The organism is Winslowiella toletana (assembly GCF_017875465.1).
Classification (GTDB): domain Bacteria; phylum Pseudomonadota; class Gammaproteobacteria; order Enterobacterales; family Enterobacteriaceae; genus Erwinia; species Erwinia toletana.
In genome coordinates this window covers 4,160,172-4,186,288 of the sequence record NZ_JAGGMQ010000001.1, presented here as the reverse complement: position 1 = coordinate 4,186,288, position 26,117 = coordinate 4,160,172, and the positions used below count along the sequence as shown (strand labels likewise).

The 26,117-nt window shown below is 53.7% G+C and carries 19 protein-coding genes; 5 read left to right on the top strand and 14 right to left on the bottom strand.

Annotation, left to right across the window (positions count from 1 at the left end; all coding sequences use genetic code 11):
• Positions 1 to 43: 43 nt before the first annotated feature.
• Complete coding sequence (pepN, locus tag J2125_RS19480) at positions 44 to 2,656, bottom strand: aminopeptidase N (protein ID WP_017802482.1); 2,613 nt, start codon at positions 2,654 to 2,656, stop codon at positions 44 to 46.
• A gap of 260 nt (positions 2,657 to 2,916) precedes the next feature.
• Between pepN and pncB the strand changes: the two genes are divergently transcribed.
• The 4 genes from pncB (at position 2,917) to J2125_RS19460 (ending at position 8,439) form a co-directional block, all read left to right on the top strand.
• Positions 2,917 to 4,122, top strand: a complete 1,206-nt coding sequence (pncB, locus tag J2125_RS19475) for a nicotinate phosphoribosyltransferase (protein ID WP_026111889.1) — start codon at positions 2,917 to 2,919, stop codon at positions 4,120 to 4,122.
• A gap of 168 nt (positions 4,123 to 4,290) precedes the next feature.
• Entirely contained in the window at positions 4,291 to 5,691 is a 1,401-nt protein-coding gene (gene asnS, locus J2125_RS19470; RefSeq protein WP_017802480.1) for an asparagine--tRNA ligase, read from the top strand.
• A 302-nt stretch (positions 5,692 to 5,993) separates the two neighbouring features.
• Complete coding sequence (gene ompF / locus J2125_RS19465) at positions 5,994 to 7,067, top strand: porin OmpF (RefSeq protein WP_017802479.1); 1,074 nt, start codon at positions 5,994 to 5,996, stop codon at positions 7,065 to 7,067.
• Between the two features lie 181 nt (positions 7,068 to 7,248).
• Complete coding sequence (locus tag J2125_RS19460; RefSeq protein WP_017802478.1) at positions 7,249 to 8,439, top strand: amino acid aminotransferase; 1,191 nt, start codon at positions 7,249 to 7,251, stop codon at positions 8,437 to 8,439.
• Between the two features lie 84 nt (positions 8,440 to 8,523).
• Here the strand turns inward: J2125_RS19460 and J2125_RS19455 are convergent, their stop codons facing one another.
• The 7 genes from J2125_RS19455 to cmoM form a co-directional block, all read right to left on the bottom strand.
• Positions 8,524 to 9,153, bottom strand: coding sequence for an MBL fold metallo-hydrolase (locus J2125_RS19455; protein ID WP_017802477.1), 630 nt, complete (start codon positions 9,151 to 9,153; stop codon positions 8,524 to 8,526).
• Between the two features lie 46 nt (positions 9,154 to 9,199).
• Entirely contained in the window at positions 9,200 to 9,748 is a 549-nt protein-coding gene (gene mepK / locus J2125_RS19450; protein ID WP_017802476.1) for a peptidoglycan L,D-endopeptidase MepK, read from the bottom strand.
• Between the two features lie 187 nt (positions 9,749 to 9,935).
• Positions 9,936 to 11,771, bottom strand: coding sequence for a L,D-transpeptidase (ldtD, locus tag J2125_RS19445; RefSeq protein ID WP_026111888.1), 1,836 nt, complete (start codon positions 11,769 to 11,771; stop codon positions 9,936 to 9,938).
• A 155-nt stretch (positions 11,772 to 11,926) separates the two neighbouring features.
• A complete protein-coding gene (gene mukB, locus J2125_RS19440; protein WP_017802474.1) occupies positions 11,927 to 16,402 on the bottom strand; it encodes a chromosome partition protein MukB in 4,476 nt (1,491 codons plus the stop codon).
• Complete coding sequence (gene mukE / locus J2125_RS19435; protein WP_017802473.1) at positions 16,399 to 17,130, bottom strand: chromosome partition protein MukE; 732 nt, start codon at positions 17,128 to 17,130, stop codon at positions 16,399 to 16,401. Before mukE ends, mukB begins: the two co-directional genes overlap by 4 nt.
• Positions 17,111 to 18,433, bottom strand: a complete 1,323-nt coding sequence (mukF, locus tag J2125_RS19430; RefSeq protein ID WP_017802472.1) for a chromosome partition protein MukF — start codon at positions 18,431 to 18,433, stop codon at positions 17,111 to 17,113. The genes mukE and mukF overlap by 20 nt, the downstream gene beginning before the upstream one ends.
• The gene (cmoM, locus tag J2125_RS19425) at positions 18,430 to 19,215 is read right to left on the bottom strand and encodes a tRNA uridine 5-oxyacetic acid(34) methyltransferase CmoM (RefSeq protein WP_017802471.1); all 786 of its coding nucleotides are present in this window, start codon (positions 19,213 to 19,215) and stop codon (positions 18,430 to 18,432) included. The genes mukF and cmoM overlap by 4 nt, the downstream gene beginning before the upstream one ends.
• Before the next feature lie 124 nt (positions 19,216 to 19,339).
• On the opposite strand from cmoM, the gene elyC reads away from it, so the two are divergent.
• Entirely contained in the window at positions 19,340 to 20,125 is a 786-nt protein-coding gene (elyC, locus tag J2125_RS19420) for an envelope biogenesis factor ElyC (protein ID WP_017802470.1), read from the top strand.
• On the opposite strand, the gene J2125_RS19415 is transcribed toward elyC, so the two are convergent.
• The 6 genes from J2125_RS19415 to msbA all read right to left on the bottom strand — a co-directional run bounded on the left by J2125_RS19415 (position 20,105) and on the right by msbA (position 26,116).
• A complete protein-coding gene (locus J2125_RS19415) occupies positions 20,105 to 20,998 on the bottom strand; it encodes a YcbJ family phosphotransferase (RefSeq protein ID WP_017802469.1) in 894 nt (297 codons plus the stop codon). The genes elyC and J2125_RS19415 overlap by 21 nt on opposite strands.
• 153 nt (positions 20,999 to 21,151) lie before the next feature.
• Positions 21,152 to 21,898: a 3-deoxy-manno-octulosonate cytidylyltransferase gene (kdsB, locus tag J2125_RS19410; protein WP_017802468.1), complete on the bottom strand. Its 747-nt coding sequence runs from the start codon at positions 21,896 to 21,898 to the stop codon at positions 21,152 to 21,154.
• Positions 21,895 to 22,077, bottom strand: a complete 183-nt coding sequence (locus tag J2125_RS19405) for a Trm112 family protein (protein WP_017802467.1) — start codon at positions 22,075 to 22,077, stop codon at positions 21,895 to 21,897. The genes kdsB and J2125_RS19405 overlap by 4 nt, the downstream gene beginning before the upstream one ends.
• A gap of 35 nt (positions 22,078 to 22,112) precedes the next feature.
• Complete coding sequence (locus J2125_RS19400) at positions 22,113 to 23,330, bottom strand: winged helix-turn-helix domain-containing protein (RefSeq protein ID WP_017802466.1); 1,218 nt, start codon at positions 23,328 to 23,330, stop codon at positions 22,113 to 22,115.
• A 63-nt stretch (positions 23,331 to 23,393) separates the two neighbouring features.
• Positions 23,394 to 24,371: a tetraacyldisaccharide 4'-kinase gene (gene lpxK / locus J2125_RS19395; RefSeq protein ID WP_017802465.1), complete on the bottom strand. Its 978-nt coding sequence runs from the start codon at positions 24,369 to 24,371 to the stop codon at positions 23,394 to 23,396.
• Positions 24,368 to 26,116: a lipid A ABC transporter ATP-binding protein/permease MsbA gene (msbA, locus tag J2125_RS19390; protein ID WP_017802464.1), complete on the bottom strand. Its 1,749-nt coding sequence runs from the start codon at positions 26,114 to 26,116 to the stop codon at positions 24,368 to 24,370. The genes lpxK and msbA overlap by 4 nt, the downstream gene beginning before the upstream one ends.
• Position 26,117 lies beyond the last annotated feature (1 nt).

The window sequence follows — 26,117 nt, the reverse complement described above, 5'->3', positions numbered from 1 at the left end:
CGCCCCTACCTGTAGGGGAGCCGTTAACGGCTCCATTTCTGCGTTACGCTAACGCCTTACTAATCTTCTCGTAAAGATCCCCGGACAGTTTATCCAGTGCTTTCAGCTGTTCCAGCGCCTGACGCATTAAGCCCTGACGAGTCGCATCGTAGCGTTTAAGACGAATCAGTGGCTCAATCATCCGCGCCGCAACCTGTGGGTTACGGGTGTTAAGATCGCTGAGGATCTCCACCAGGAACTGATAGCCACTGCCGTCAATGGCATGGAACGCTGACGGATTCGCCGAAGCAAAAGCGCCAATCAGTGAACGAATGCGGTTTGGATTGCTGAGGCTGAATGAACGGTGGTGCAGCAGTTCACGCACCCGTGACAGCACATCCGCCGCCGGGCTGGTGGCCTGCAAAATAAACCACTTATCCATCACCAGACCATCCTGATGCCAGCGCTCGTCAAAGGCGCTCAGCAGCGCTTCACGGCACGGCAGCTGGGCGGCAACGGCGGCTGACATCGCGGCCAGCGCATCAGTCATATTGTTCGCCTGCTGATATTGTGCAGTCACCAGTTTTTCCGCCAGCGTGGCATCGCCCAGCGCCAGATAGCTCAGGCAGAGGTTTTTCAGCGCACGTTTACCAATCTCCGCATGCTCAACCCGGTACTCACTGCTGTGATTAGCGTTATATACCGCCAGCAGTTCGTCAGCCAGTTCGGTGGCCAGCGTACGCATCAGCGCACTCCGCACCGCAGCAATGGCTGTTGGATCGATGGTTTCAAACAGTTCAGCGATTTCGTTTTCGCCCGGCAGCGTCAGGATCAGCGCCATCAGTGCCGGATCGCTATGCTCATCCAGCAGCACCGCGCGGAAAGCATCTGCAACATGCAGCGGCAGTGACAGCGGTTGCCCCTGCTGCTGACGCGCCACATTCAGCTTAATATAAGTCGCCAGCAGGCTCTGTGCGGCATCCCAGCGTGAGAAATCATTGCTGGCGTGACGCATCAGGAAGGTCAGCTGCGCATCGCTCCATTTATAGTCGAGCTTCACTGGCGCGGAGAACTCGCGCAGCAGCGAAGGCACCGGCTGGAAGTAAACATTATCGAAAACAAAAGTCTGGAACTCTTCGGTAATATTCAGCACGTTATTAACCGCATGACCATTATGCTGCAGCGGGATCACTTTGCCTTCGCCATCGTACAGCTCAATATCCAGCGGAATATGCAGCGGCAGCTTCTCTTTTTGATCGGCGGTTGGCGGCGTCATCTGGGTAACATGCAACGTGTACTGCTCCAGCTCCGGATTGTAGTCGTCACGTACTGACAGCACTGGCGTGCCGGACTGGCTGTACCAGCGACGGAACTGCGACAGATCGATATTGGAAGCATCTTCCATCGCCTGCACAAAATCATCACAGGTCGCGGCGCTGCCATCGTGGCGTTCAAAGTAGAGCTGCATGCCTTTCTGGAAGTTCGCTTCGCCCAGCAGCGTATGCAGCATGCGAATCACTTCCGAACCCTTTTCATACACCGTCAGGGTATAGAAGTTATTCATCTCGATAACCTGATCGGGACGAATCGGATGCGCCATCGGGCTGGCATCTTCGGCAAACTGGGAACCGCGCATAATACGCACATTATCGATACGGTTAACCGCACGCGAACCGAGATCGGAGCTGAACTCCTGATCACGGAATACCGTCAGCCCCTCTTTCAGACTAAGCTGGAACCAGTCGCGGCAGGTGACACGGTTGCCGGTCCAGTTATGGAAATACTCATGGCCGATTACCGCTTCAATGCCGAGGTAATCTTTGTCGGTAGCGGTTTCCGCTTTCGCCAGCACATATTTGGAGTTAAAGACGTTCAGGCCTTTATTCTCCATCGCCCCCATATTGAAGAAGTCCACCGCGACGATCATAAAGATATCCAGATCGTATTCGAGGCCAAAACGATCCTCATCCCATTTCATACTGTTTTTCAGCGAGGTCATCGCCCAGTCGGCGCGATCGAGATTACCGCGATCGACATAGATCTCCAGTGCCACTTCACGGCTGGAACGGGTGGTAAAGCTGTCGCGCAGCACATCGAAATCACCCGCCACCAGCGCAAACAGATAGCATGGTTTCGGGAACGGGTCTTCCCACTTCATCCAGTGGCGGCCATCTTCCATTTTGCCGCTGTCGAGGCGGTTGCCGTTGGATAACAGGAACGGATACAGCGCCTGGTCGGCAATAATCGTGGTAGTAAAACGCGCCAGCACATCCGGGCGATCCAGATACCAGGTGATATGACGGAAACCTTCTGCTTCACACTGCGTACAGAGTGCTTCGCCGGACTTATACAGTCCTTCCAGCGCAGTGTTTTTATCCGGGTGAATATCGTTAACAATTTTTAGCGTAAAGGTTTCAGGCAGCTGTTCAATCACCAGCACACCCTCTTCCAGCTGATAGTGACTCCACGGCTGGCCATCAATCTCCAGCGAAATCAGCGTCAGGTCTTCGCCATCCAGGCGCAAGGCGGTATCGCTGGCGCCCAGACGCTTGATGCGGCTCACCGCCGTCACCTGAGTGGTCGCGGCATCAAGGTTAAATGTCAGATCGATATCTGTAATAGTGTAATCAGGCGCACGATAATCATGGCGATATTTAGCTTGAGGCTGTTGCGTCATAGAATCCTTCTCACGTCATAAAAAGTTAATCCATTCAAGTCTATTCCTGTTGCGCGCATGTTGCCACGCAGAATAGGTTCAATCGCAATAATTGATACATTTCATTAACAATGGCACTTTTTAACCTCGACCCGGTAGTCCGAATTGTGCTGAGATGAGGTTCATTAAATATAATATCCGGTTATACTTCGCCTCTTGATTGAGACATATTACTTATTACCAGGGATAACGCTCTGCGCGAGAGGATGCTGAAACGCACCATGACACGACACGCTTCCCCGATTTTGACGACCTTGCTCGATACGGATGCCTACAAGCTCCATATGCAGCAAGCCGTGTTTCATCGCTATCACAACGTTACCGTTGCCGCTGAGTTCCGCTGCCGGGGTGACGATCTGCTGGGCATTTATGCTGATGAGATTTCTCAGCAAATTGCGCTGATGGCTTCACTGACGCTGAACGACGAGGAGTATGCTTACCTCGCTGGTCTGCCATTCTTTAAACAGGACTATCTCGACTGGCTGCGTGACTTCCGCTACGACCCTGCCCAGGTGCAGGTACGTAATCATCAGGGCAAGCTGGATATCCGCATTAGCGGCCCATGGCGCGAAGTGATTATGTGGGAAGTTCCGCTACTGGCGCTGATCAGTGAAGTAGTGCATCGTCACCGCTCGCCGCAGGTGACCACCGAAATGGCGGTCGAACACCTGCAGACAAAGCTGGCGGCGTTTAATGCGCTGACCACCGATCTCGATATGTCACGCTTTAAACTGATGGATTTCGGCACCCGCCGCCGCTTCTCCGGCGACGTGCAGCTGGCGATTGTCAGCACGTTGCAACAGCAGTTCCCGTGGCTGGTCGGTTCCAGCAACTACGATATCGCCCGTAAACTCGGCATCGCGCCAGTGGGTACTCAGGCGCATGAGTGGTTCCAGGCGCATCAGCAGATCAGTCCGGTGCTGGCCAACAGCCAGCGGGCGGCGTTGCAGGCGTGGCTGGATGAGTATGACGATCAGCTCAGTATTGCTTTAACTGATTGTATTACCATGGATGCTTTTCTGCGTGATTTCGGTGCGGGCTTTGCCGGCCGCTATCAGGGCCTGCGCCATGACTCCGGCGATCCGCTGGAGTGGGGAGAGAAAGCGATTGCCCATTATCAACGGCTGGATATCGACCCGCTCAGCAAAACGCTGGTGTTCTCCGACAATCTCGACCTGGATAAAGCGGTCAGCCTGTATCGCCACTTCGGCCAGCGCGTCAATGTCATCTTTGGGATTGGCACACGCCTGACTTGTGATATTCCGCAGGTAACGCCGCTGAATATCGTTATCAAGCTGGTGGAATGCAACGGCAAGCCGGTAGCGAAACTCTCCGACAGCCCGGGGAAAACCATCTGCCAGGATCCGGCCTTTGTGCGTGCCCTGCGCAAAGCCTTTGATCTGCCGCTGGTGAAAAAAGCCAGTTAAGCCCGCCGGGGGCAACCAGTCTTGCCCCCTGCACCGCCTATCCCCTTAAGAAATCTTATCTTCTGCCGCTAATTCTGCTTGTGTCCTGTCTGACGGCAAGTAACATAGCAATAGTCCCAAATCCGGGACGATTAATTTTCGAATCAGATCAATTAAAGAGAGAAATTTATGAGCGTAGCGCCTGTAGCGGATGTACTGCATGGCCGGGTCGCGGTTGACAGCGAAGTCACCGTACGCGGCTGGGTACGTACCCGAAGAGATTCAAAAGCCGGTATTTCATTTGTCGCCGTGTATGACGGCTCCTGCTTTAATCCCGTTCAGGCTGTTATAAATAATTCTCTGAATAATTATCAGGATGAAGTTTTACGTCTGACCACCGGTTGTTCGGTGATTATCACCGGTAAAGTGGTGGCTTCGCCGGGTGAAGGCCAGCAGTTTGAAATCCAGGCCAGCGCGGTAGAAGTGGTTGGCTGGGTGGACGATCCGGATACTTATCCGATGGCGGCCAAACGCCACAGCATCGAATATCTGCGTGAAGTGGCTCACCTGCGCCCGCGTACTAACCTTATCGGTGCGGTAACCCGCGTACGCCATACTCTGGCGCAGGCGCTGCATCGCTTCTTCCATGAAAATGGCTACTTCTGGGTGTCGACGCCGCTGATCACCGCTTCCGATACGGAAGGCGCCGGTGAAATGTTCCGTGTCTCGACGCTCGATCTGGAAAACCTGCCGCGTGACCCGCAGGGTAAAGTGGACTTCAATGAAGACTTCTTTGGCAGAGAGGCTTTCCTGACGGTTTCAGGTCAGCTGAACGGCGAAACCTACGCCAGTGCTTTGTCAAAAATCTACACCTTCGGCCCGACCTTCCGTGCGGAAAACTCCAATACCAGCCGTCATCTGGCGGAATTCTGGATGCTGGAGCCGGAAATTGCTTTTGCTTCACTTGATGATGCGGCGGCGCTGGCTGAAGCGATGCTGAAATATGTCTTTAAAGCGGTGCTGGACGAGCGCGCCGATGATATGGCCTTCTTTGCCGAGCGCGTAGACAAAGATGCGATTTCTCGCCTGGAACGTTTTGTAACCGCTGATTTTGCCCAGGTCGATTACACCGATGCGGTCAATATCTTGATTGCCTCGGGTCAGAAATTTGAAAACGATGTCTCATGGGGTATCGATCTCTCTTCTGAACACGAACGCTATCTGGCGGAGAAACACTTTAAAGCACCGGTGGTCGTTAAAAACTATCCAAAAGACATCAAAGCTTTCTATATGCGTATGAATGACGATGGCAAAACTGTCGCCGCAATGGATGTTTTAGCACCAGGCATTGGTGAAATTATTGGTGGTTCGCAGCGTGAAGAGCGTCTGGATGTGCTGGATGCCCGCCTTGCTGAGATGGGTCTGAATAAAGAAGATTACTGGTGGTATCGTGATCTGCGTCGCTACGGCACAGTGCCACACTCAGGCTTTGGATTAGGTTTCGAACGATTAATCGCCTATGTCACCGGCGTACAAAATGTAAGAGATGTTATCCCCTTCCCACGTACGCCAAGGAATGCGAGTTTCTAAATTCCGGGATTAAACATAAGAAATTCATATATATATTAAGGTCAGCCTCGCTGACCTTTTTTTATTTTTGTAAATTTAGAGATGTCTCACAAAGTTCCGTATTTTTTACATTTTGTAATACATATTTTCCCACTGAAACAAGATTGCGAGATTTGTAGCATTTTCGGGGTAGATTAAGCGAGCCCGGAATGGAAAGATGCGTTCAGACACAGGAAGACACCAAACTATCTTCAGAGTTCTGTAAAGAATTGTTGACGGCAGTGGCAGGTGTCCGAATAAACTCCAATGAGGGTAATAAATAAATGATGAAGCGCAACATTCTTGCAGTAGTTATCCCAGCTCTGTTAGCTGCTGGTGCGGCCAACGCTGCAGAAGTTTATAACAAAGATGGCAACAAGCTGGATCTGTACGGTAAAGCGGTTGCTCTGCACTACTTCTCTGATGAAGATGATGGCTATGCACCAGATGGCGATCAGTCTTATGTTCGTCTGGGCTTCAAAGGTGAAACTCAGATTAATGAATTCCTGACCGGTTTCGGCCAGTGGGAATACCAGTTCAACGCTAACAACTCAGAAAGCGACGTTGATGCACAGGCTGGCAACAAAACCCGTCTGGGCTTTGCTGGTCTGAAATTTGGCGACGCGGGTTCATTCGACTATGGTCGTAACTACGCTGTAGCTTATGACGTGCTGGGCTGGACCGATATGCTGCCAGAATTCGGTGGCGACTCAGCGCAGACCGACTCCCTGACCGGCCGTACCGGTGGCGTAGCGACTTACCGTAACTCCAACTTCTTTGGTCTGGTTGATGGCTGGGACTTCGCAGCTCAGTACCAGGGCAAAAACGAGCGTGACGAACTGGGCCGCTCTAACGGTGACGGCTACGGCTTCTCAACCTCTTATGTTTCACCAATCGGTGTGGGTATCGTAGGTTCATACAGCTCGCAGGATCGTACTAACGACCAGAACGATGCTCAGTTTGGCAAAGGCGACCGTGCTGAATTCTGGGGCGCAGGTCTGAAATATGACGCGAACAACATCTATCTGGCAGCAACCTATGCTGAAGGCCGTAATGCTACCCGTATCGGTGGAACTTCTGGCTTCGCTAACAAAACTCAGATTACTGAAGTTGTAGCTCAGTACCAGTTCGACTTCGGTCTGCGTCCATCTATCGCCTATGTGCAGAACAAGGCTAAAGATGTTGAAGGTATCGGTGACGTTGACCTGACCAAATACTTCGAAGTGGGCGCGACTTACTACTTCAACAAAAACATGTCTACCTATGTTGATTACATTATCAACCAGCTCGACAGCGACAACGCCCTGGGCCTTGGCTCTGATGACACTGTAGCAGTTGGTCTGGTTTACCAGTTCTAATTGGCTGGCGTGACGCGCGAGTAATCGCCCCTCACCGCCGCATAAAAACGGAGCCGCAAGGCTCCGTTTTTATTTATGCGATACAGGCTTTTCTTTTTGTCGCAAACGGTTGGCATTTGTCCATTCTGGCGTTAACCTGAGGTCTCAATTCGCTTTAGATTAAGCTTACGGACCCTCTTCTATGTTTGAAAACATTGCAGCTGCACCCGCCGACCCTATTCTTGGTTTAGCCGATCTTTTCCGCGCCGATGACCGCCCAAACAAAATCAATCTCGGCATTGGTGTGTATAAAGATGAAACCGGCAAAACCCCGGTTCTGACCAGCGTGAAAAAAGCGGAACAGTTTCTGCTGGAAAACGAAACCACCAAAAACTACCTGAGCATCGATGGCCTGGCCGATTTCGCGCACTGCACGCAGGAACTGCTGTTTGGTAAAGGCAATGCGATTATTGCCAGCAAACGCGCCCGTACGGCGCAGACTCCCGGCGGTACCGGAGCGCTGCGTGTGGCTGCCGATTTTCTTGCTGGCCAGACGTCAGTAAAACGTATCTGGGTCAGCAACCCAAGCTGGCCAAACCATAAAAACGTCTTCGAATCTGCCGGTCTGGAAGTGTGCGAATACGATTATTATGACGCTGAAAATCATCAGCTGAATTTCGACGGTATGATCGCCAGCCTGGCGCAAGCGCAAGCCGGTGATGTGGTGCTGTTCCATGGCTGCTGCCATAACCCAACCGGTATCGACCCGACCACCGAACAGTGGGCGCAACTGGCAGAGTTATCACTGAAGAGTGGCTGGTTGCCACTGTTTGATTTCGCCTATCAGGGCTTTGCCCGTGGTCTCGAAGAGGACGCTGAAGGCCTGCGTATCTTTGCTGGCAGCCATAAAGAACTGCTGGTGGCGAGTTCCTACTCAAAAAACTTTGGCCTCTACAATGAGCGCGTAGGCGCCTTTACGCTGGTTGCCACCGAAGCCACGGTTGCTGATATCTCTTTCAGTCAGGTAAAAGCCACCATTCGTGCTAATTACTCTAACCCACCGGCACATGGTGCGGCAGTGGTTGCCACTATTCTGGGTAATGACGCGCTGCGGGCTATCTGGGAGCAGGAACTGACCGATATGCGTCAACGTATTCAGCGTATGCGTCAGCTGTTTGTGAATACTCTGCAGGAGAAAGGCGCCAAAGGTGATTTCGGTTTTATTATCAACCAGAACGGTATGTTCTCATTCAGCGGTCTGACGAAAGATCAGGTTATCCGTCTGCGTGAAGAGTTTGGCGTTTATGCGGTAAATTCAGGACGCGTCAATGTCGCGGGGATGACGCCGGATAATATGGCGCCACTGTGCGAAGCGATTGTCGCAGTGCTGTAATATTTAAACGGGTGCCGAAAACGCCGCCCCTACAAAAGATCCCATGCTGTAGGGGCGGCGTTTTCGCCGCCCGTAAATATATTATTATTGCAGAAAGGGGTTACTCACCCGTTCATGACCGAGTGTCGACATCGGTCCGTGACCCGGAATAAAGGTGACATCATCACCCAGCGGCAGCAATTTGGTGATAATCGCGTCAATTAATGCCTGATGATCACCCTGCGGGAAATCACTGCGGCCGACACCACCGTTAAAAATCACATCGCCAGAAACCAGCAGACGTCCAGCGCGGTCGAAAAATACAATATGTCCCGGCGTATGTCCCGGACAATGCAGCACCTCGAGGGTGATATTGCCAAGCTGAACGCTTTCCCCCTCTTCCAGCCAGCGATCCGGGTTTACCGGCGCGCACTCCGCTAAACCAAACATCCGGCTTTGTGCAGGCAGTCCTTCCAGCCAGAAGGCATCCAGTTTCTGCGGGCCGATAATCTGCACCGCATAATGCGCCGCCAGCTCTGCCGCAGCGCCAACATGGTCGAGGTGACCATGGGTCAGCAGAATTTGCGTTACGTTAACGCCCTGTTCTGTGACCGCGCGGATAATCTTTTCGGCATCGCCACCCGGATCAACAATCGCGGCTTGCTGCGTTTCCGCACACCAAATTAACGAACAATTCTGCGCGAATGCCGTCACGGGAATAATGTGATAATCCATAACACTCCGTTACCGGCTAACACGGGGCTGCCGGAATTTCTCCTGATTACCAGGTCCTTAGCGGGCCGGTATCTATGTGTACAAAGTCACTGCTGGGGTAATATCCTACACCACCTGCGCGCATTTTTAATGCGGCTTTGCGTACATTGCTCAGAGAAACGCCTTCGATATGGAAATCCATTGCCTGGCCGAGAGTATGGTAGCTATGTTTCGCCACCCCTCTGCTGTGTGCGCGCAGTTCATTGTTGGTGGCACGTGAACGGTAACCAGAAATAAGCTGCACCGGTTTACGCGTTTCCAGCATCGCCTGCAGGCGATAAAGCTGATCGAAAAGTTTAGGATCGATACTCTTCACTTTATTTGCCCGGTAATCACGGAAAAAGTGATTAAGACGCGATAACTCATCCTTGTCATAGCTGGTACCGTTAAAAAACTCGGTTTTCAGGGTCTCACCGGTATGCAGATTATTAAGAGTCAGGACGCGAGGGCGGGGAGTAGAAAGTGTAGCGAAAGCCTGGCCCGGCAGAAGCGACAAACCAAGCGCCGCTCCGCCAAATGCCAGTAACTTACGGCGATGAGAGTCGAATTTATCCATCAAATACTGTTACCTGAGAAAAAGATGTCTGAATGAGCAAAAAGTGCACAAGGTCGAACCATAACTGCCATATTGCTATCCGTCAACCCATTGAGGGGAAAACTGGAAGCGCGCGCGCAGCAGCAGCGGGCAGGCAAAAAAATGCCGGGACTCTGCCCGGCACAGTTTCTTGCTGAATTTTCAATAATTAGAGAAGCAACTGTCCGGCTTGTGTCAGCACCTGAGAGCCGGAGCGGGCGGTAGCATCATAATTGTAAATATCTGTACGAAATTGCGGTTTGCCGTCATCTGCCACCCAGGCAGTCAGATAATAGAGGTTGACCGGGATGCGCTGACGAATCGGCACATAGCGAGTGTTGCCCTCTTTCAGCGTGCTGGAGATACGCGTATCGTTCCAGCCCGCATCCTGCAGCAGCAGATTGGCTAAATCCGATGCCTTATTCACTCGCACACAACCGGAACTTAGCGCCCGTATATCCTTCTGGAACAGATTATGGTTCGGCGTATCGTGCAGATAGATCGCATCAGAACTCGGCATATTAAATTTATAGCGTCCCAGCGAGTTAGCGCTGCCTGGCGCCTGACGTATGCGATACGGGAATGAGGCAGCCGAGACCATACTCCAGTCAATCATCGTCGGATCGATCACCGCAGCATCATCACTCCAGCCGGACAACAGGGTGTAATTATGCTTATACAGATAGGTCGGATCCTGCTTCACCTTCGGAATAATATCCTGACGCACCAGCGTGGTTGGCACATTCCATGGCGGGTTTAACACCACATTATTTAGCGCGCTGCGCATTAATGGCGTCTTACGATCGGGTCGGCCAACAATCACCCGTGAGGAGAGGATCTCATTGCCGCCGACATAGTAAACCAGCGAGTAATTGGGAATATTCACCATAATGCCATTATGCATATCATCCGGCAGCAGTCGCAGGCGTTGAATATTGAGCGCCAGCAGCGAAGCACGCAACTGCGGAGAGACATTCAGCCACTGGCGGGTACGCGCGCCAATCGCGCCATCGGATTCCAGACCCTGCCATTGCTGGAAGCGTTTCAATCCCGCCACCAGCTCTGGGGTATAGACGTTATCACCGCTGGCGACCGTAGCGGGCTGCACATTGCCGGCATTTTCCGGCGTCTGCACCGGCAGATCGGCAACACTGGTAGCCGATGGGCTGACCGCAATGGTAGCCGATGGACTTACCGCCACCGACACATCGCTTTCCTCTACCGGTACTGGCGCCGTTGGCACTGCATCCTGATGCGGTTGTGGTGTCAGAGAGAGATCATTAAGCATCCCGGTGCGCTGCAGGATTTCACGCAGCGCCGGAACATCCTGACTTACCTGACCCGGGCGTAACGTCTGTTTGTCTGTCAGTTGCGGCCATGGGCGATTATCCGCCTGCAGGGTTTTCAGCGCCTGATGCATACGCATATATTGCGGATGCTGTGGCGTCAGCGAGACAACAAAGGTGTTCAAACCGCCCGCATCGACTGCCGTTTGCCACTGATTAATCACCGAGATTGGTGGCAAGGCCATTTTATATGGCACGCTACTGTACAACCAGGTTTCCCCCTGCGTCGGTACGCTGGAGACAAACTGTAAGTAACCCAGCATTGCATCTGACAATACAATATCGCGCGCCAGTCCGGTGATTGCCGGATCGGTTAATTGCTGCACCCATTGGGTGAACTGCGGCTGTACGCCAGAGATCGCCACTTCCGCCAGCTGCTGCTGAAATTGTTGCACCGCATCACGATCCTGCCATAGCGGACGCATATCACGTGCAGCGTAGATTGAGGCCAGCGAAGACAGATAGAAAGGTTTTACCGTATGAGGAAGGGTCGCAATAATTTGCGACTGGCTCTCGGCGACACTCATCACTCCCGCTGGCGCCGTGGCTGGCATGGGTGAATTTATGGCGGCGGAAGCGTTATACACTTGGGCGAGGAGAAGTACGATACAACACCCTAACGTCGTTTTCTTCAACGTAACAAAATTTGCCAGCAACATCCCTTGCCCCCTGTGTATTTAATTAGCCGTAACAGACAAAGAAACTTTCACCCGCTGGGCTATTACTCTTTGTTCTAAGTATAGAAACTAAAAACGGCATTTGCCTGAACTGCAGCAAATGCCGTTACCAGATTAATCCGTGGGCAAATGTTTTACTACATCTGCGCCTGCGATTTTTCTGTTTCAGCATCCGATGGATCTGCATTACTCGCCGGAGAGGGTTCCGCAGAGAAACCTCGCAGGCCAACTACATGCACATGCTCGGTGTTCTGGAATACTTTACGCACCAGTTTGTACGTGGTGCCTTTTTCCGGACTGATATTTTCTGGCGCCGCAATAATCAGCTGCATCTCCAGACGGTCGCACAATTCGAACAAGGTAGCGATCGATTTCGCATCAAGACGTGCAGCTTCATCGAGGAACAGTAAGCGGCAAGGTGAAATATCTTTACCTCGCAGACGACGTGACTCCTCTTCCCAGCTCTGTACCACCATAACCAGAATCGACATACCGGTACCGATCGCCTCACCGGTCGAGAGCGCGCCACTTTCCGCACGCAGCCAGCCATCAGAACCACGGTTCACTTCCACTTCCATCTCCAGATAGTTGCGGTAGTCCAGCAACTCTTCACCGATGGTTTGCGGCGTACGCTGGCCCATATCGATTTGCGGGTTCAGACGTTGATAAAGTTTTGCCAGTGCTTCCGAGAAGGTCAGACGATTGCTGTTAAACAGATCCTGATGCTGCTCATGCTGCTCCGATAACACGTCCAGCAGGGTGGCATGCGCTTCACGTACGTTGACGTTAAGGCGAACACTGCGCACCTGGCCAAAGCTGACGCTGTTCAGCCCCTGGTTCAGCTGACGAATACGGTTCTGCTCACGCTGTATGGTCTTACGAATAATGTTCGACACACTGCGTGAACTGATGGCCAGCATCTGTTCGCGCGCCGTCAGCTCTTCCGTCAGACGGTTCAGTTCAATCTCCATCTGTTCGATGGCTTCAACCGGATCATCAGTACGAATAATATCCTGACGAATACGTTCACGCAGATGCTGGTAAACCGCGATAAAGAACTGAATCTTACGTTCCGGCCGTTTCGGGTCTTCAGACAGACGCAGCACATCGCGCAGATGTTCATTATCGGCGACGGCCAGACGCAGCGCACCCAGCGCCTTATCCGACATCGAACGCAATTCATCGCCGCCAAGGTATGCCAGTTCACGACGGTGCAGACGGCGTTCGACGCCATTATCTTTCACCATCCGCATCACTGCACACCAGCCTGCTTTCGCCGACACCACCTGCTCACGATTCTGGTAGTAATCACGCTCCAGACGACGCAATTTCTTCTGCAAAGCGTCCATTTCCGCTTCACAGAAGGTCAGCTGTTTCTCCAGCTGGTTTCGACGCGCGCGGTTATTGCTTAATGCGCTGTATAGCTCGTCACGGCGAATACGTGCGCGCTCCTCAGCGCTGGCATCAGCCTGCACACCGATATCCTGCATCTCCTGATTCAGCTCTTTCAGCATGTCGCGCTTGGCGTCAAACGAGCTTTTCAGCGAAGCCAGCACTTGTGAATACTGGGTCAGCTGTGCCTGATGCTGACGCAACTGGTCACGCGCACGGGCACGTTCTGACTCCGCCTGTTCGAGACGGCGGCGCAGCTTCTCATTAAGATCGCTGTTGCCGTTTAACATGCCGGCAGAATCGGTGTAACCAAAGTGGGCACGACGCTGCGTCACTTCGGTTAAGGCAAATGCCTGCTGACGAGCATCGCGCTGCGTTTGTTGCGCCTGCTGATAATCGGTCTTCAGCTGTTCATGCTGCTCCGGGTCACTCTGCAATACCGAGACAATCGGTTCCAGGCGCGTCAGGCTGTTGCCATGCTGCTGGATAAAGCGCGATGCTTCGTGCGCTTCGTCCAGACGTTCGCGAATCTCTTCACAGCGATCCGGCAGGGTTTCGTCCGTCAGCAAGGTGACGCGTGGCAGCAGGCGGTTAAGCTGCGCTACGCCCTCTTTCGCCAGATCGTACTGCTGACGCTGCTGCAGATTGTCATTTTCATGACTGCTTTGTCCGCGCTCAATCTCAGTACGACGGGCATTCAGCTGACGGATCTGCGCCTCCGGATCGTCTTCAAACGCCACCGCCAGATGGCTGCCGATAAAGCGGCTGAACGACTGGTGAAGACGTTGGGTTTTCTGCACATCAAACGACAGCGTGGCGTAGGTTTCCGCCAGCTGTTCGCGCTCGTTATGCAGCAGTTCCAGCTGGTTTTCACGTGCGGCACGGCCGAACAGCGGGATTTTCGGGAAGCGGGAATAGCGCCACTGACGATCGGCAACTTTTACCACCACCGCTTTTTCCAGTTCTTCAACACCAAACACGCTGTCATCGAAGGATTGCGGATCCCCTTCAATCAGATAGAGATCTTCCGGACAATCTTCAAGACCGTCGAGCTGCTCGCGCACCAGCGACAGATCCGGCACCACAATGGCATGGCGCGACGGACCATAGAGCGCCGAGAAGTAAGGCGCATCATCAATGGTGACGTCATCATAGATTTCAGATAACAGTACACCGCCAAAACGTTCGGCGAGATTATTCAGGCGCGCATCTTCGGCACCGCCCGGCTGGCTGAGCCTTTCGATCTGCTTTTCGATATCACGTTTACGCCCGGCGACTTCATCACGCTCAACGGTTGTTTCACGCTCACGCTCCAGCAGCTGCTGCATAAACTCGGTAACCTGCTGGCTGTTCTCCAGCGGCTGTCCGGTCTGTTCGCTAAGCTGCGTCAGGATCTCCTGTGCCGCCAGCCAGTGCGGAGCACGGGCGGTCAGGGCAGTAATCCGCTCACGCAGCTGATCCAGCTCCTGGCGCATCATCATACGGCGTTCACCGGCATCGGCAACGCTCTGCGAAAGCTGCTCAATCTGCGCTTCCAGCTCACGTTGCAGTGATTCCAGCTCCTGCGGTTCGTACTGCTGGCCCTGACGTTTGCAGAACTCATTCAGCAGGCGTTCTGCTTCCTGCTGTTCGCGCAGACGTTGTTCCATCTCGCTCAGGCGCAGGCGCAGCGACGGCAACTGTTCCGCGTGATGGCGCTGATTGGCGGCTTCGCGCAGTAAATCACGACCGGTTTGCCAGGCTTCACTACGGGTGACAGGACCGGCAATCTTGTTGACCAGATCAAATGCCTGTTCGAACTGACTGTGCGCGGCGTCCGCGACACTCATTTTCTGTTCCAGCATTAATAAGCGGTCGGTGGCTTCCTGCTCTTTCGCCTGGAAGGTTTCCAGCCACTCTTCTGCATTGTCTACAGCAAGGTCTGGCAGACCACAGATCTCCTGCGCACGTTGCAGCGCCTGCAATGCCTGCTGATACTGAATGGCGCGGGTTTGCTGCACGTCGAGCGCCTGCTGGTAATCGGCCAGCTGGCTTTTTAATTCATCCACTTCCAGCTCGGCGGCTTCAGCGCGGGCTTCATTCTCTTCCTGCACTTCGCGTGCTTCGGCCACCACCTCATTCTGCTCTTCCAGACGGTAGGTCAGCTCATCAAGATCGCCTTCATAGCGCTCGATTTTCTCCTGCTGACGCATCGCGGTTTGCACCAGATTCAGGTGGTCGCTGGCGCCCTGATAATCGGTTTCCAGATCGCTTTCTGCGCCATTATGTTCCGCCAGTTCGCGTGCCATTTCAATATGGCGGAACTGCTCGGCCGCCAGCTGTTTACGGCTGGTAAACAGATCGTTGCGCAGCACCAGCGCGCCATCGAGATGAATGCGGCGCTCGTTGGCGTGACGCATATAGTCGGCGGCGACGTAACTGGTGGCTTCTGAGATCAGATGCTTAAACAGATCGCGATCCGACTGGGTAACGCGAATCGCTTCCAGCGTCATGCGGTTTTCACGCAGCGCCGCTTCCATATCCTGGAAAGCTTTACGCACGCCGCTGTTTTCCGGTAACAGATAGTCACGCAACGAGCGGGTAATGGCGCTGGAGATACCGCCATACAGCGAGGCTTCAATCAGGCGATAATATTTACTGCGATCGCCCGCCGAGCGCAGACGACGCGCCACAATGCCCAGATCGAACATCAGCGAGTGATAATCGGTAATCGAGTTAAACTGCTTGAACTGCACGCCTTCAATCGCTTCAAGGCGATCTTTTAATTCGCTCAGCGGCAATACGCGCGCCTGACGATCGTTCAGCGTCTCGGTGAGAATTTCCGTCGGGTTCATCGCCGACGGTAAACCATGAATGCTGAACGGCTTAATATCGACTTTTTTGTCGCGTCCGGCCACCTGTTGCAGGCGCACGCCGACAATCACGCGCTGATGGCGCGAGTTCACCACATCCAGCGTCGAGTAACAGACCCCGGCGCGTAACTTACCGTGCAGGCCTTTATCGCGTGAGCCTGAGGTGGCGCCAGCTTCAGTGGTGTTACGGAAGTGCAACAGCGTCAGATCGGGGATCAGCGCGGTAATAAATGCCGCCATGGTGGTGGATTTACCGGCGCCGTTGCCGCCCGACAGCGTAGTGACCAGCTCATCGAGATCAAAAGTGCGCGCAAAGAAACCGTTCCAGTTAATCAGCGTCAGCGAGCGAAATTTTCCGCGTTCAATCATGCCTGTTCATCCTCCGCATTGTCTGACGTAATGCCGTCACTGTCGTTCTCGTTTTCATCGGCTTCATCATTTAGCGCCAGACCGGTTTCAATCGCCATCGCTTCACCATCACGGATCATGCGCAGCTGCGCTTCGCGCGGATCGTCACCACTACGCACATCAGCGCCGAAACGGAACACTGAGCCGTTAATGCGAAACTTGCTGCTGTCGTTGCCCATAAACCACAACATGCCTAAACGGCGCAGGCGGTTTAATGAGGCGCGCATCTTCTCCTGCAACTTCTGTCGATCGAGGTCAGAACCGGTGGAACGCTGGTTTACCAGCTTCAGCAGCTTGTTTTCATCCGCGAGGCTCAGCAGCTCGTCATACAGCTCCTGCTGAGTGAAAATACCTTCGTTGGCCAGACGTTCCGGGCTGAGATAGAGATAACAGAGGATTTTCCCTACCATCATATCCAGCTCAGAGAGCACCGAACGCGGGATCAGCGTGGTGGAGCGCGGACGCAAATAGAAGAAACCTTCCGGCGCACGGATTAACTCGACGTTGTAGCGCGCATAGAACTCTTCCAGAAACTCCTGATAATCCATCAGGAAAGCATGATTATCTAACTCTTCGATGCCAATATGGCGTCCGGCGCGTAACTGGCTATCCAGCGCCGGAAACAGCGAATTGGCCAGCGCCTGGGCCATTTTAACTGGCATCACTTGCTCAATATTTGTCGATGACATGTGCCTGCACCTTGGCTCCGTAATCATTAATGACCTGCCATTCTGCTGACAGGCCGGAGAAATCTGCTTCGGCCACACCTAAACGCACAGCCTGATCGACGACAATACGCGCCACGTCAAAATGACGCGCACGCGGATATTGCGCCAGATAATCGCGCATGACCGTTCCTAAGTTGAGCGGTTTTTGCTGCGCTTTGTAAATCTGCAAAGCTTCTTCAATCATTGCTGCAAGCTGTTCACGGATTTCATTAAATTCTTCGTATTCCAGCTCAGAAGGCAGTTCGCCGGTCACCTCTTCACTACGCAGCGTCAGTTCTTCATCGCGCATATCGTAAAGACGCTCGGCATTGGCATGGGTTAACGCCCATGGATGGTCGAAATAGTTCTGTACCGACTGACGTAAACGCTGGGCAAATACGCGGTTTTTATCCATATCGATCGCGGTACGGATAAATTTATGCACGTGGCGGTCGTAACCGATCCACAGGTCAATCGCCTGCTGACCCCAGCTGATAATACGGTCGAGTTTGTTTTGCAGGTCGAACACCAGCTTATCGACAAAGCCGAGATCCGGGCTGTTCATCGTCGCATCCTGGATGCGCAGCAGATTCGCCTGTAGCTTGTCGCCCGCCGCCTCCAGCGTATCCTGCAATTCACGCAGCGTGCCTGAGGTTTCCGACAGCAACAGCTCACAGCTGGAGATCGCCGCACGCCAGTCCTGATTCAGCAACTTGGCGATATCATCTTTTACCGCCTGCTGTTGCTCATCCATAATGCGCTGCGTCATATCGATGCTGTCGAATATCTCCGCCACTGAATACTTTAGCGGCGCAAACACATTGCGATGCCAGTGGAACTCGTCGCCATCTTCATCCGCCGCATCCGCCGCACGCTTCAGCTCCCCTGCCACAATCGACAGCTGCATCGACAGACGTAAGGTCGAAAACTCGCGCTGGCGAATATAATAATCGGTAATGCCGATCGCCAGCGGCGTCAGGCGATAGATTGAATTGCCTTCGGTTATTTCACTGGTAAAACGGTTGAGCAGGCGCTGACGCACCATATCATTGATGGCGTTATTGGCACGAACCAGCACGGTTTCATTGGTTTGATCGAAGGCTTTACTGACATGACGAAAGGCATCAATCAGCTCGCCTTCACTCATTTCACCGTCCATCCGCTCGCCGTTAAGGGTGGCGATGGCCAGCAAAAAGGCCAGACGTTCGGTCGGTAAAGAGACGGAAAAATCATTCTTCCGCGCCCAGGCAACCAGTTCCGGTACAGTCTGGGAAAATTCACTCATAGCTCGTCCTTCTGAATGGGTTTCCGCGCTGTGACGTGGATGTAACGCCCTAAACTTAAAAATGGTTCCTGCCGGCAATAACGTTGTTCCATTGCCAGCACTTCCTCGAATCTTTCGCTCTGCTTCTCTTTATCGCGCATATAGTCATGGAATACACGGATCCCGGCGCGCTGCTCGATAACAAAGCCCAGCTCGCTCAACCAGCCATAAACCTGCTGCGGATCGCGCGGGTAGTCTGGTGATAAAGTCTTACGCTTACGCTTACGTAAATCAGCCTGCAGATAGCCAAAATTGCCCAGGGTCAGCGTGCGCATGGTTAAACCATGCAGGTTGTAAAACATCAGCGATAACACGCCGCCTGGTGCCAGCGTATCCCACAGTGCCGCCAGAACCTCTTGCGGATGCGCTACCCACTCCAGCACAGCGTGAAACAATACCAGATCAACCGGCTTATCCAAATGTTGACCGACCTGCTGAGCGCTAATTTGTTTGAATTGCATGTTATCGCTCACACCTTTTTCTTCAGCATGAGCGCGTGCGCGCTGTAACATCTCGCCGGAAAGATCGCATAACAGCACCTGATGACCACGCGCCGCCAGACCACAGCCGGTTTGTCCTTCGCCACCACCAGCGTCAAGAACTGAGAGCGGCCGCGCAGGTAAGGTTGTTAACAGTGCATCCAGCTCCTGCCACAGGATAGCCTGACGGATACGCCCTTTGGTGGTACCGTAAATGTTTTGCGAGAATTTCTCGGCGATATCATCAAAGTTGCGATCCTGCATAACCTCGGCTCCGGAGTTAATGCCGTTAATAAAGCGGCTATTTTGGCATACACTGGCGGAGAATGAACCTTTCACTCATCGCTTCGCTTTTAGATGATGTTTTTTCAGACAAAAGGAGACCTTTTTGCTACTTTTCACCGTTAAAAAAGTCATTGGCGGCCTGCTGCTCCCCCTGCCTTTCCTGCTTATTGTGATGGCAACCGGCATTTTACTGCTGTGGTTTAGCTGCTGGCAGAAAACCGGCAAAATTATACTCTCTTCCGCCTGGTTAATCCTGCTGTTAATCAGCCTGCAGCCGGTGGCCGACAGACTGTTAAAACCGATTGAACAGCACTATCCGACCTGGAACGGCGGCAAGAAAGTGGATTATATCGTGGTGCTCGGTGGAGGCTATACCTGGAATCCGGAATGGGCGCCGGGATCCAACCTGACCAATAACAGTCTGCCGCGACTGGTGGAAGGTGTACGTCAGTGGCGTGAAAATCCGGGTTCCAAAATGATCTTTACCGGTTATGCCGCCAACGGCAACCCGGTCAGTACCGCCGAAGCCGGGGCGCGCGTGGCGCAAACCCTCGGCGTGCCGCCAGAGGCGATTATCACCCTGAGCAAACCGCGCGATACGGAAGAAGAAGCGTTTGAAGTGAAACAGGTGGTAGGCAACCAGCCGCTGCTGCTGGTGACTTCCGCCAGCCATATGCAGCGGGCGATGAACTTTTTCCATGCGCAGGGACTGACGCCAATTGCCGCTCCTGCCAATCAGATGGCGATTGACTCACCGTTAAACTGGTGGGAGAAAGCGATTCCCGCCGCGCTCTATTTAGGCCACAGTGAGCGCGTCTGGTATGAGTCCTTAGGTCTGGCGTGGCAATGGCTAAAGGGTGAACAGCCCTCAGTAGAGCCAGGGCAGTAGCCCGGCGGAAGCCGTGCTGAACTGGGTGCGGTCGAACTTACCGCTATCAACCATGGTGGCGACCGCTTCCCAGAGCTGATAAAGCCAGCGCCGGCCAATAAAGGCTTCCGCCACCGGCGCGTGCTCCAGATAGCGATAGAGCAGTGACTCAGCGGCACCGCCAGTCGCCAGACGGAACAGCTCATATTCGCGCGGCGCCCAGAGCATGGTACCGGGATTGATCATCGCCAGCAGCTGGTCGCTGCGTGCATCTTTCAGCATATTGCGCAGCGTCAGATTGCCATGCACCAGCACACAATTATCATCAAAGTCGTGGAACAGTTGTGGTAACTGTTCGCGACTGCGATAAAGAATACGCCGATCATCGGGCGTGAGATCCGGCGGCGTCAGGTTGCTTAACGTCGCCCATAGCACTTCCACCCGCTGCTTATACCAGGCTGCCCAGTGATTTTCCTGCGTACTGTCGACGCTTCCCACCAGCCCGTGGCTGTCGATACGATGCCAGGCCAGCATACTTTCGACAATCTGCTGTTGCAGCTCGGCCCAGCGTTGCGGGGTACGCGTCGGGGCTTCAGCGGAGACACCGCCCATACGCTCAATCAGTAATACCTCATGCTGCGGCTTCTGCTGGCTGAGCACCACGCCATACACCGTCGGCAGTCTGACGGCGCCTTCGCGCGCCAGCATCGATAGCTTATAAGCTTCCTGTGCCGCCATACCGCTATTGCGATAGCATTTCGCCACCAGCGACATCGCATGGCCGGATTTGTCGTACAGCGCAAACAGCGTGGCGTTCGGTTGTTCGGAAACCGGCACCAGTCGGCTGATCTTCTCACCCAGAACCAGCGCCAGCTCAGCGCGCAGCAGCTCCATGGCCTCTCCTGTTTTCGTAAGCACGATGACTATCATGGGCGACGTCGCGCCTGGTTTCACCGTTACAGATCAAATATGGGGCAAAAAAATCGCTGGCAGGAAAATAAATGAGGCGAGCAAAGCAATCACGGGGCCAGAATGGCCCCGCAGAATTTACTGCATGGCAGCGCGTACGCGCTGCAAATCTTCCGGGGTATCCACACCGACACTGGGAATCGCTTTCGCCACATCGACATGAATTTTTTCGCCGTACCACAGCACCCGCAACTGCTCTAACAGTTCGATCTGCTCCAGCTGACTGGGCTCCCAACGCACATAGCGACGGATAAAACCGGCACGATAGGCATAGAGACCAATGTGGCGCAGGAAAGTATCGCCAACAGTTTCGCGAGAACGGGCAAAACGTTCACGATCCCACGGGATAGCCGCGCGCGAGAAATAGAGCGCATAACCCTGCGCATCCATCACCACTTTGACAGCATTGGGATTAAACGCCTCTTCTGCGCTGTCAATCGGTACCGCCAGCGTGGCCATACCGGCAACAGAACGCGTCAGATTTTCCGCCACCTGACGAATAATCACCGGCGGGATCAGTGGCTCATCGCCCTGCACATTAACGATTATGGTCTCATCCGAAAACTGGTAGTGATCGATCACTTCCGCCAGCCGCTCGGTGCCCGACTGATGATCAGCGCGGGTCATACAGACTTCGCCACCCGCCGCAGTTACCGCTGCCGCGACATCTGGATGATCGGTAGCCACAATCACCCGATCGGCGCCCGATTCCAGCGCCCGCTCCATCACATGCACCACCATCGGCTTGCCGTGAATATCCACCAGCGGCTTACCGGGTAAACGCGTCGACGCAAAGCGCGCCGGAATAATGGCAACAAAACTCATGGATTAGTCTCTTCCAGCGTCATTGTGCGGGCTTCGGTCTCCAGCAGTACCGGAATACCATCGCGCACCGGGAAGGCCAGACCATCTGGCTTGCAGATCAGCTCTTGCTGCTCTTTGTTATAATAAAGTTTGCCGTTACAGACCGGGCAAGCCACTATTTCGAGTAAACGATGATCCATGGTTCCTCCGTAATGAACCTGGGTAATATCAGAATTTAAAGCATATCACAGCGCCAGCCCTCTCCCCAACTGGCCCTTAACGCATCTGGCGCCTGATCGATCACAATCTGCGTCGCTCCCTGCCAGCGGGCGAAATCGTTTAATGCCCGGGTCAGATCCCTGATCAGCGTGGCGCTGACTTTTATACCCTGCTCCAGCCAGATTCCTTTAATTTGCAGCACCTGCTCTTTACGCAGCATTTTGGCGTCGAGACGGCCTTTCAGCGCACCGCGGTGCAAAACCGGCAGCACAAAATAGCCAAACTTACGTTTCGCTTCCGGGGTATAGCACTCAATACGGTAGTCAAAATCAAACAGCTCCAGTGCACGTCGCCGATCCCAGACTATCGGATCAAATGGCGATAATAGCGTGCTGTGGCTGGCGTGCAGCGGTTTTTCCAGCAGCGCCAGCAGGGAGTGGTGCAGATACATTTCTCCCAGTTTTTCCACCTGCACCGCAACAATGTCGCCACGCTCCAGCGCCTGTGACAGCACCGGCTTCACCGGTGCGCGTTTCAGCCGGTAGTAGTCGGCCAGCCATTCAGCGCGAAAAATGCCAAGGCTGCGCATACTGTTATGCAACATCTGCTGCACCGCCTGTTGCTCAGTCAGCATATGCAGGTCGTCATCCCAGTGCGGTAATACCCGTGTGCGCAAATCATACACCCGCTGAAAATTGCGGCGCTCAATCACCATCAGTTCACCTGCGGTAAACAGATTCTCCAGATGGCGTTTGTGCGGCTTCCATGACCACCAGCCCGGTTTATGATCGGCGGCAGTGGCGAAATCGGCGGAGCGCACCGGACCATTCTGTTCAATATGACGCAACAGCTCGTCGATATCCTGCGCATACTGCTGCACCCAGTCGGCATTGTATTTCCAGCCAAGATTCACCGGATCGAGCATGCGATGGCGCAGCAATTTATAGTCTTCGGCAGGAATAAAGCAGGCTTCATGCGCCCAGTATTCAAACAGTTTGCCTTCGGCCAGCGTCTGTTCCAGCCAGGATTGCGGATAATGGCCCAGACGACTGAACAGCACCAGATAAGGACTGCGTGCCACTACATTGATGGTATCGATTTGCAGCAGCGACATCTCACGGATAGCGGTCAGCACATCGGGATATTGCGCTTTACGCCCCGGTGGCTTAAGCAGTTTTTGCGCCGCAAGATGCAGTTTTCGGGCAGTGCTGAGGGAGAGTTCAATCGCGGGCATCATGACATCCTGAGTAATAAGATGCCTTTAGTTTAGCGGCAGGAAAGATGCCGCCGAAGATTTTTATTTACACAGCATCTTAATTTTAGCCAGCAAATCTGCCGCCGGTCCCGCCGTTAACTCCGCATCGACCGGCAGATACCACCAGTTTTCCGCCGCAAAGGCGCGACATTTAACCGCATCCTTTTCCGTCATCATCAGCACCTGACTGGCGGTGGTCAGCGCGCGCAGTTCCGCTTCGCTGTATGCCTGATGATCCGCAAACGCCTGCTCTTTCACCGGGATAATCCCCTGCTGTTTCAGCGTGGTGAAAAAACGCGGTGGATGACCGATACCCGCCATGGCGACGACCTGATCAAAGGCCGTCAGCGGTTTTCTCTCACCGGTTTTCAGATTGATGGCATCCGCAGGTTTTAACTGCATAGCAATCTCATGGTCGCGCGCGATGCCGCCATTAACGATTACCGCGTCGACGCTGGCAAGGCGCGCCGGGCGTTCACGCATCGGTCCGGCAGGCAACCACCAGCCGTTACCAAAGCGACGCACACCGTCAATCACCACAATTTCAAAATCGCGCGCCAGCGCATAATGCTGTAAACCGTCATCGGTGACGATCAGATCAAGATTGCCCGCATCCTGCAGCGCTTGTACCGCCTCACGGCGCAGCGGCGAAACCGCCACCGGTGCACGGGTGCGCTGATAAATTAATACCGGCTCATCACCCGCTTCCGCCGTGGTCGTCTCCGCATTCAGCAACAATGGATAGTGCGCGGCTTTGCCGCCATAACCACGGGATACCACACCAACACGCAATCCCTGGCGCTGCAACGCTTCGACCAGCCAGATGACCACCGGGGTTTTGCCGTTGCCGCCCGCAGTAAGATTGCCCACCACCACAACCGGTAATGATGCCCGCCACACCTTGCGCCAGCCAAGCTGATAGCTCAGGCGAATGCCATTGCTTATCAGCCCGTACAGCCAGCTCAGTGGCAGCAGCAGGATATACAGGAGCGAACGTCCGCTCCAGATACGTTCAATCATTGGCCAAACTGCATTTTATGCAGCTGAGCATAAGCGCCTTTCTCACTCAGCAGCTGGTCATGTGAACCGCGTTCAACAATACGGCCATCTTCCACCACCACAATCTCATCCGCTTTTTCGATGGTCGACAAGCGGTGTGCAATCACCAGTGAAGTACGGTTTTTCTGCAACTCGTCCAGCGCCGACTGAATCGCACGTTCAGATTCGGTATCCAGCGCGGAGGTGGCCTCGTCGAGGATCAGAATCGGACAGTCGCGCAGCAGGGCACGGGCAATCGCGATACGCTGGCGCTGACCACCGGAAAGCAGCACGCCGTTTTCACCAATCACCGTATCCAGGCCATTATCCATTTTGTTGATAAAGTCCATTGCATAGGCCATCACTGCGGCTTTCTCAATCTCTTCACGGCTGTACTTTTCACTACGGGCATAGGCGATGTTATTGGCAATAGTGTCGTTAAACAGATGCACATTTTGCGATACCAGCGCCACCTGATTACGCAGCGAACTCAGGGTGTACTCACGCAGATCGTGACCATCCATCAGGATTTCGCCCTGCTGAATATCATAAAAGCGCGTGAGCAGACTGGCGATGGTCGATTTCCCGGAACCGGAACGCCCGACCAGCGCCACGGTTTTACCGGCAGGGATTGCCAGATTGATATTGTGCAGCGCAGGTGTTTCACGTCCCGGATAGGCAAACGTCACCCCGCGGAATTCGATGTCGCCTTTCGCGCGTTCAACTTCGCGCTTACCGGTATCGATTTCCTGCTCACTGTCGAGAATCGAGAACAGAGTCTGACATGCCGCCATACCGCGCTGGAACTGGGCGTTGACGTTGGTCAGTGATTTCAGCGGGCGCATCAGCGCTACCATTGAGGAGAACACCACGGTAATGGTACCGGCGGTTAAGGTCGCCATTACACTCGGGAAGCTGGCGGCATACAGTACAAATGCCAGCGCCATTGAGGCGATTAACTGAATAATTGGATCGGAAATCGATGAAGCCGATACCAGTTTCATGCCCTGCTGACGCATTTTATTGCTGACAGAAGCGAAACGCTTACTTTCAATTTCCTGACCACCGAAGATCAGCACTTCTTTATGGCCTTTCAGCATCTGCTCAGCACTGGTGGTCACTTCACCCATGGTGTTTTGCATATTTTTGCTGATATTACGGAAGCGTTTGGAAACCTGACGAATCGCAATCGACACAATCGGCGCCAGTACAATCAGAATCAACGACAGCTGCCAGCTGTAGTAGAACATCATGATAAACAGACCAATGATCGACGCGCCTTCGCGCACTACGGTGACCAGCGCGCTGGAAGAGGATGAAGCAACCTGCTCAGAGTCATAGGTGATACGCGACAGCAAGGTACCGGTCGACTGCTGATCGAAAAAGGCAACCGGCATGCCCATCATATGGCTGAACAAACGGCGGCGCATATTCATCACCACGTTGCCAGAGACCCAGGAGATGCAATAACTGGAAATAAAACCAGAGATTCCGCGCATTAACATCAGGCCAATCACTGCCAGCGGCATCCACAGCAGAACCGAACTGTCTGCCTTACCAAAACCATCATCGAGTAAAGGTTTCAGCAGTGACAGCATCAGAGTATCGCCAGCCGCATTAATGATTAGTGCAACCGCAGCCGCGATCAAACCTGCTTTGTGCGGCGCGATCATCGGCCAGAGGCGACGGAATGTCTGCCATGTTGAGAGATCTTTATCCAGATGCATT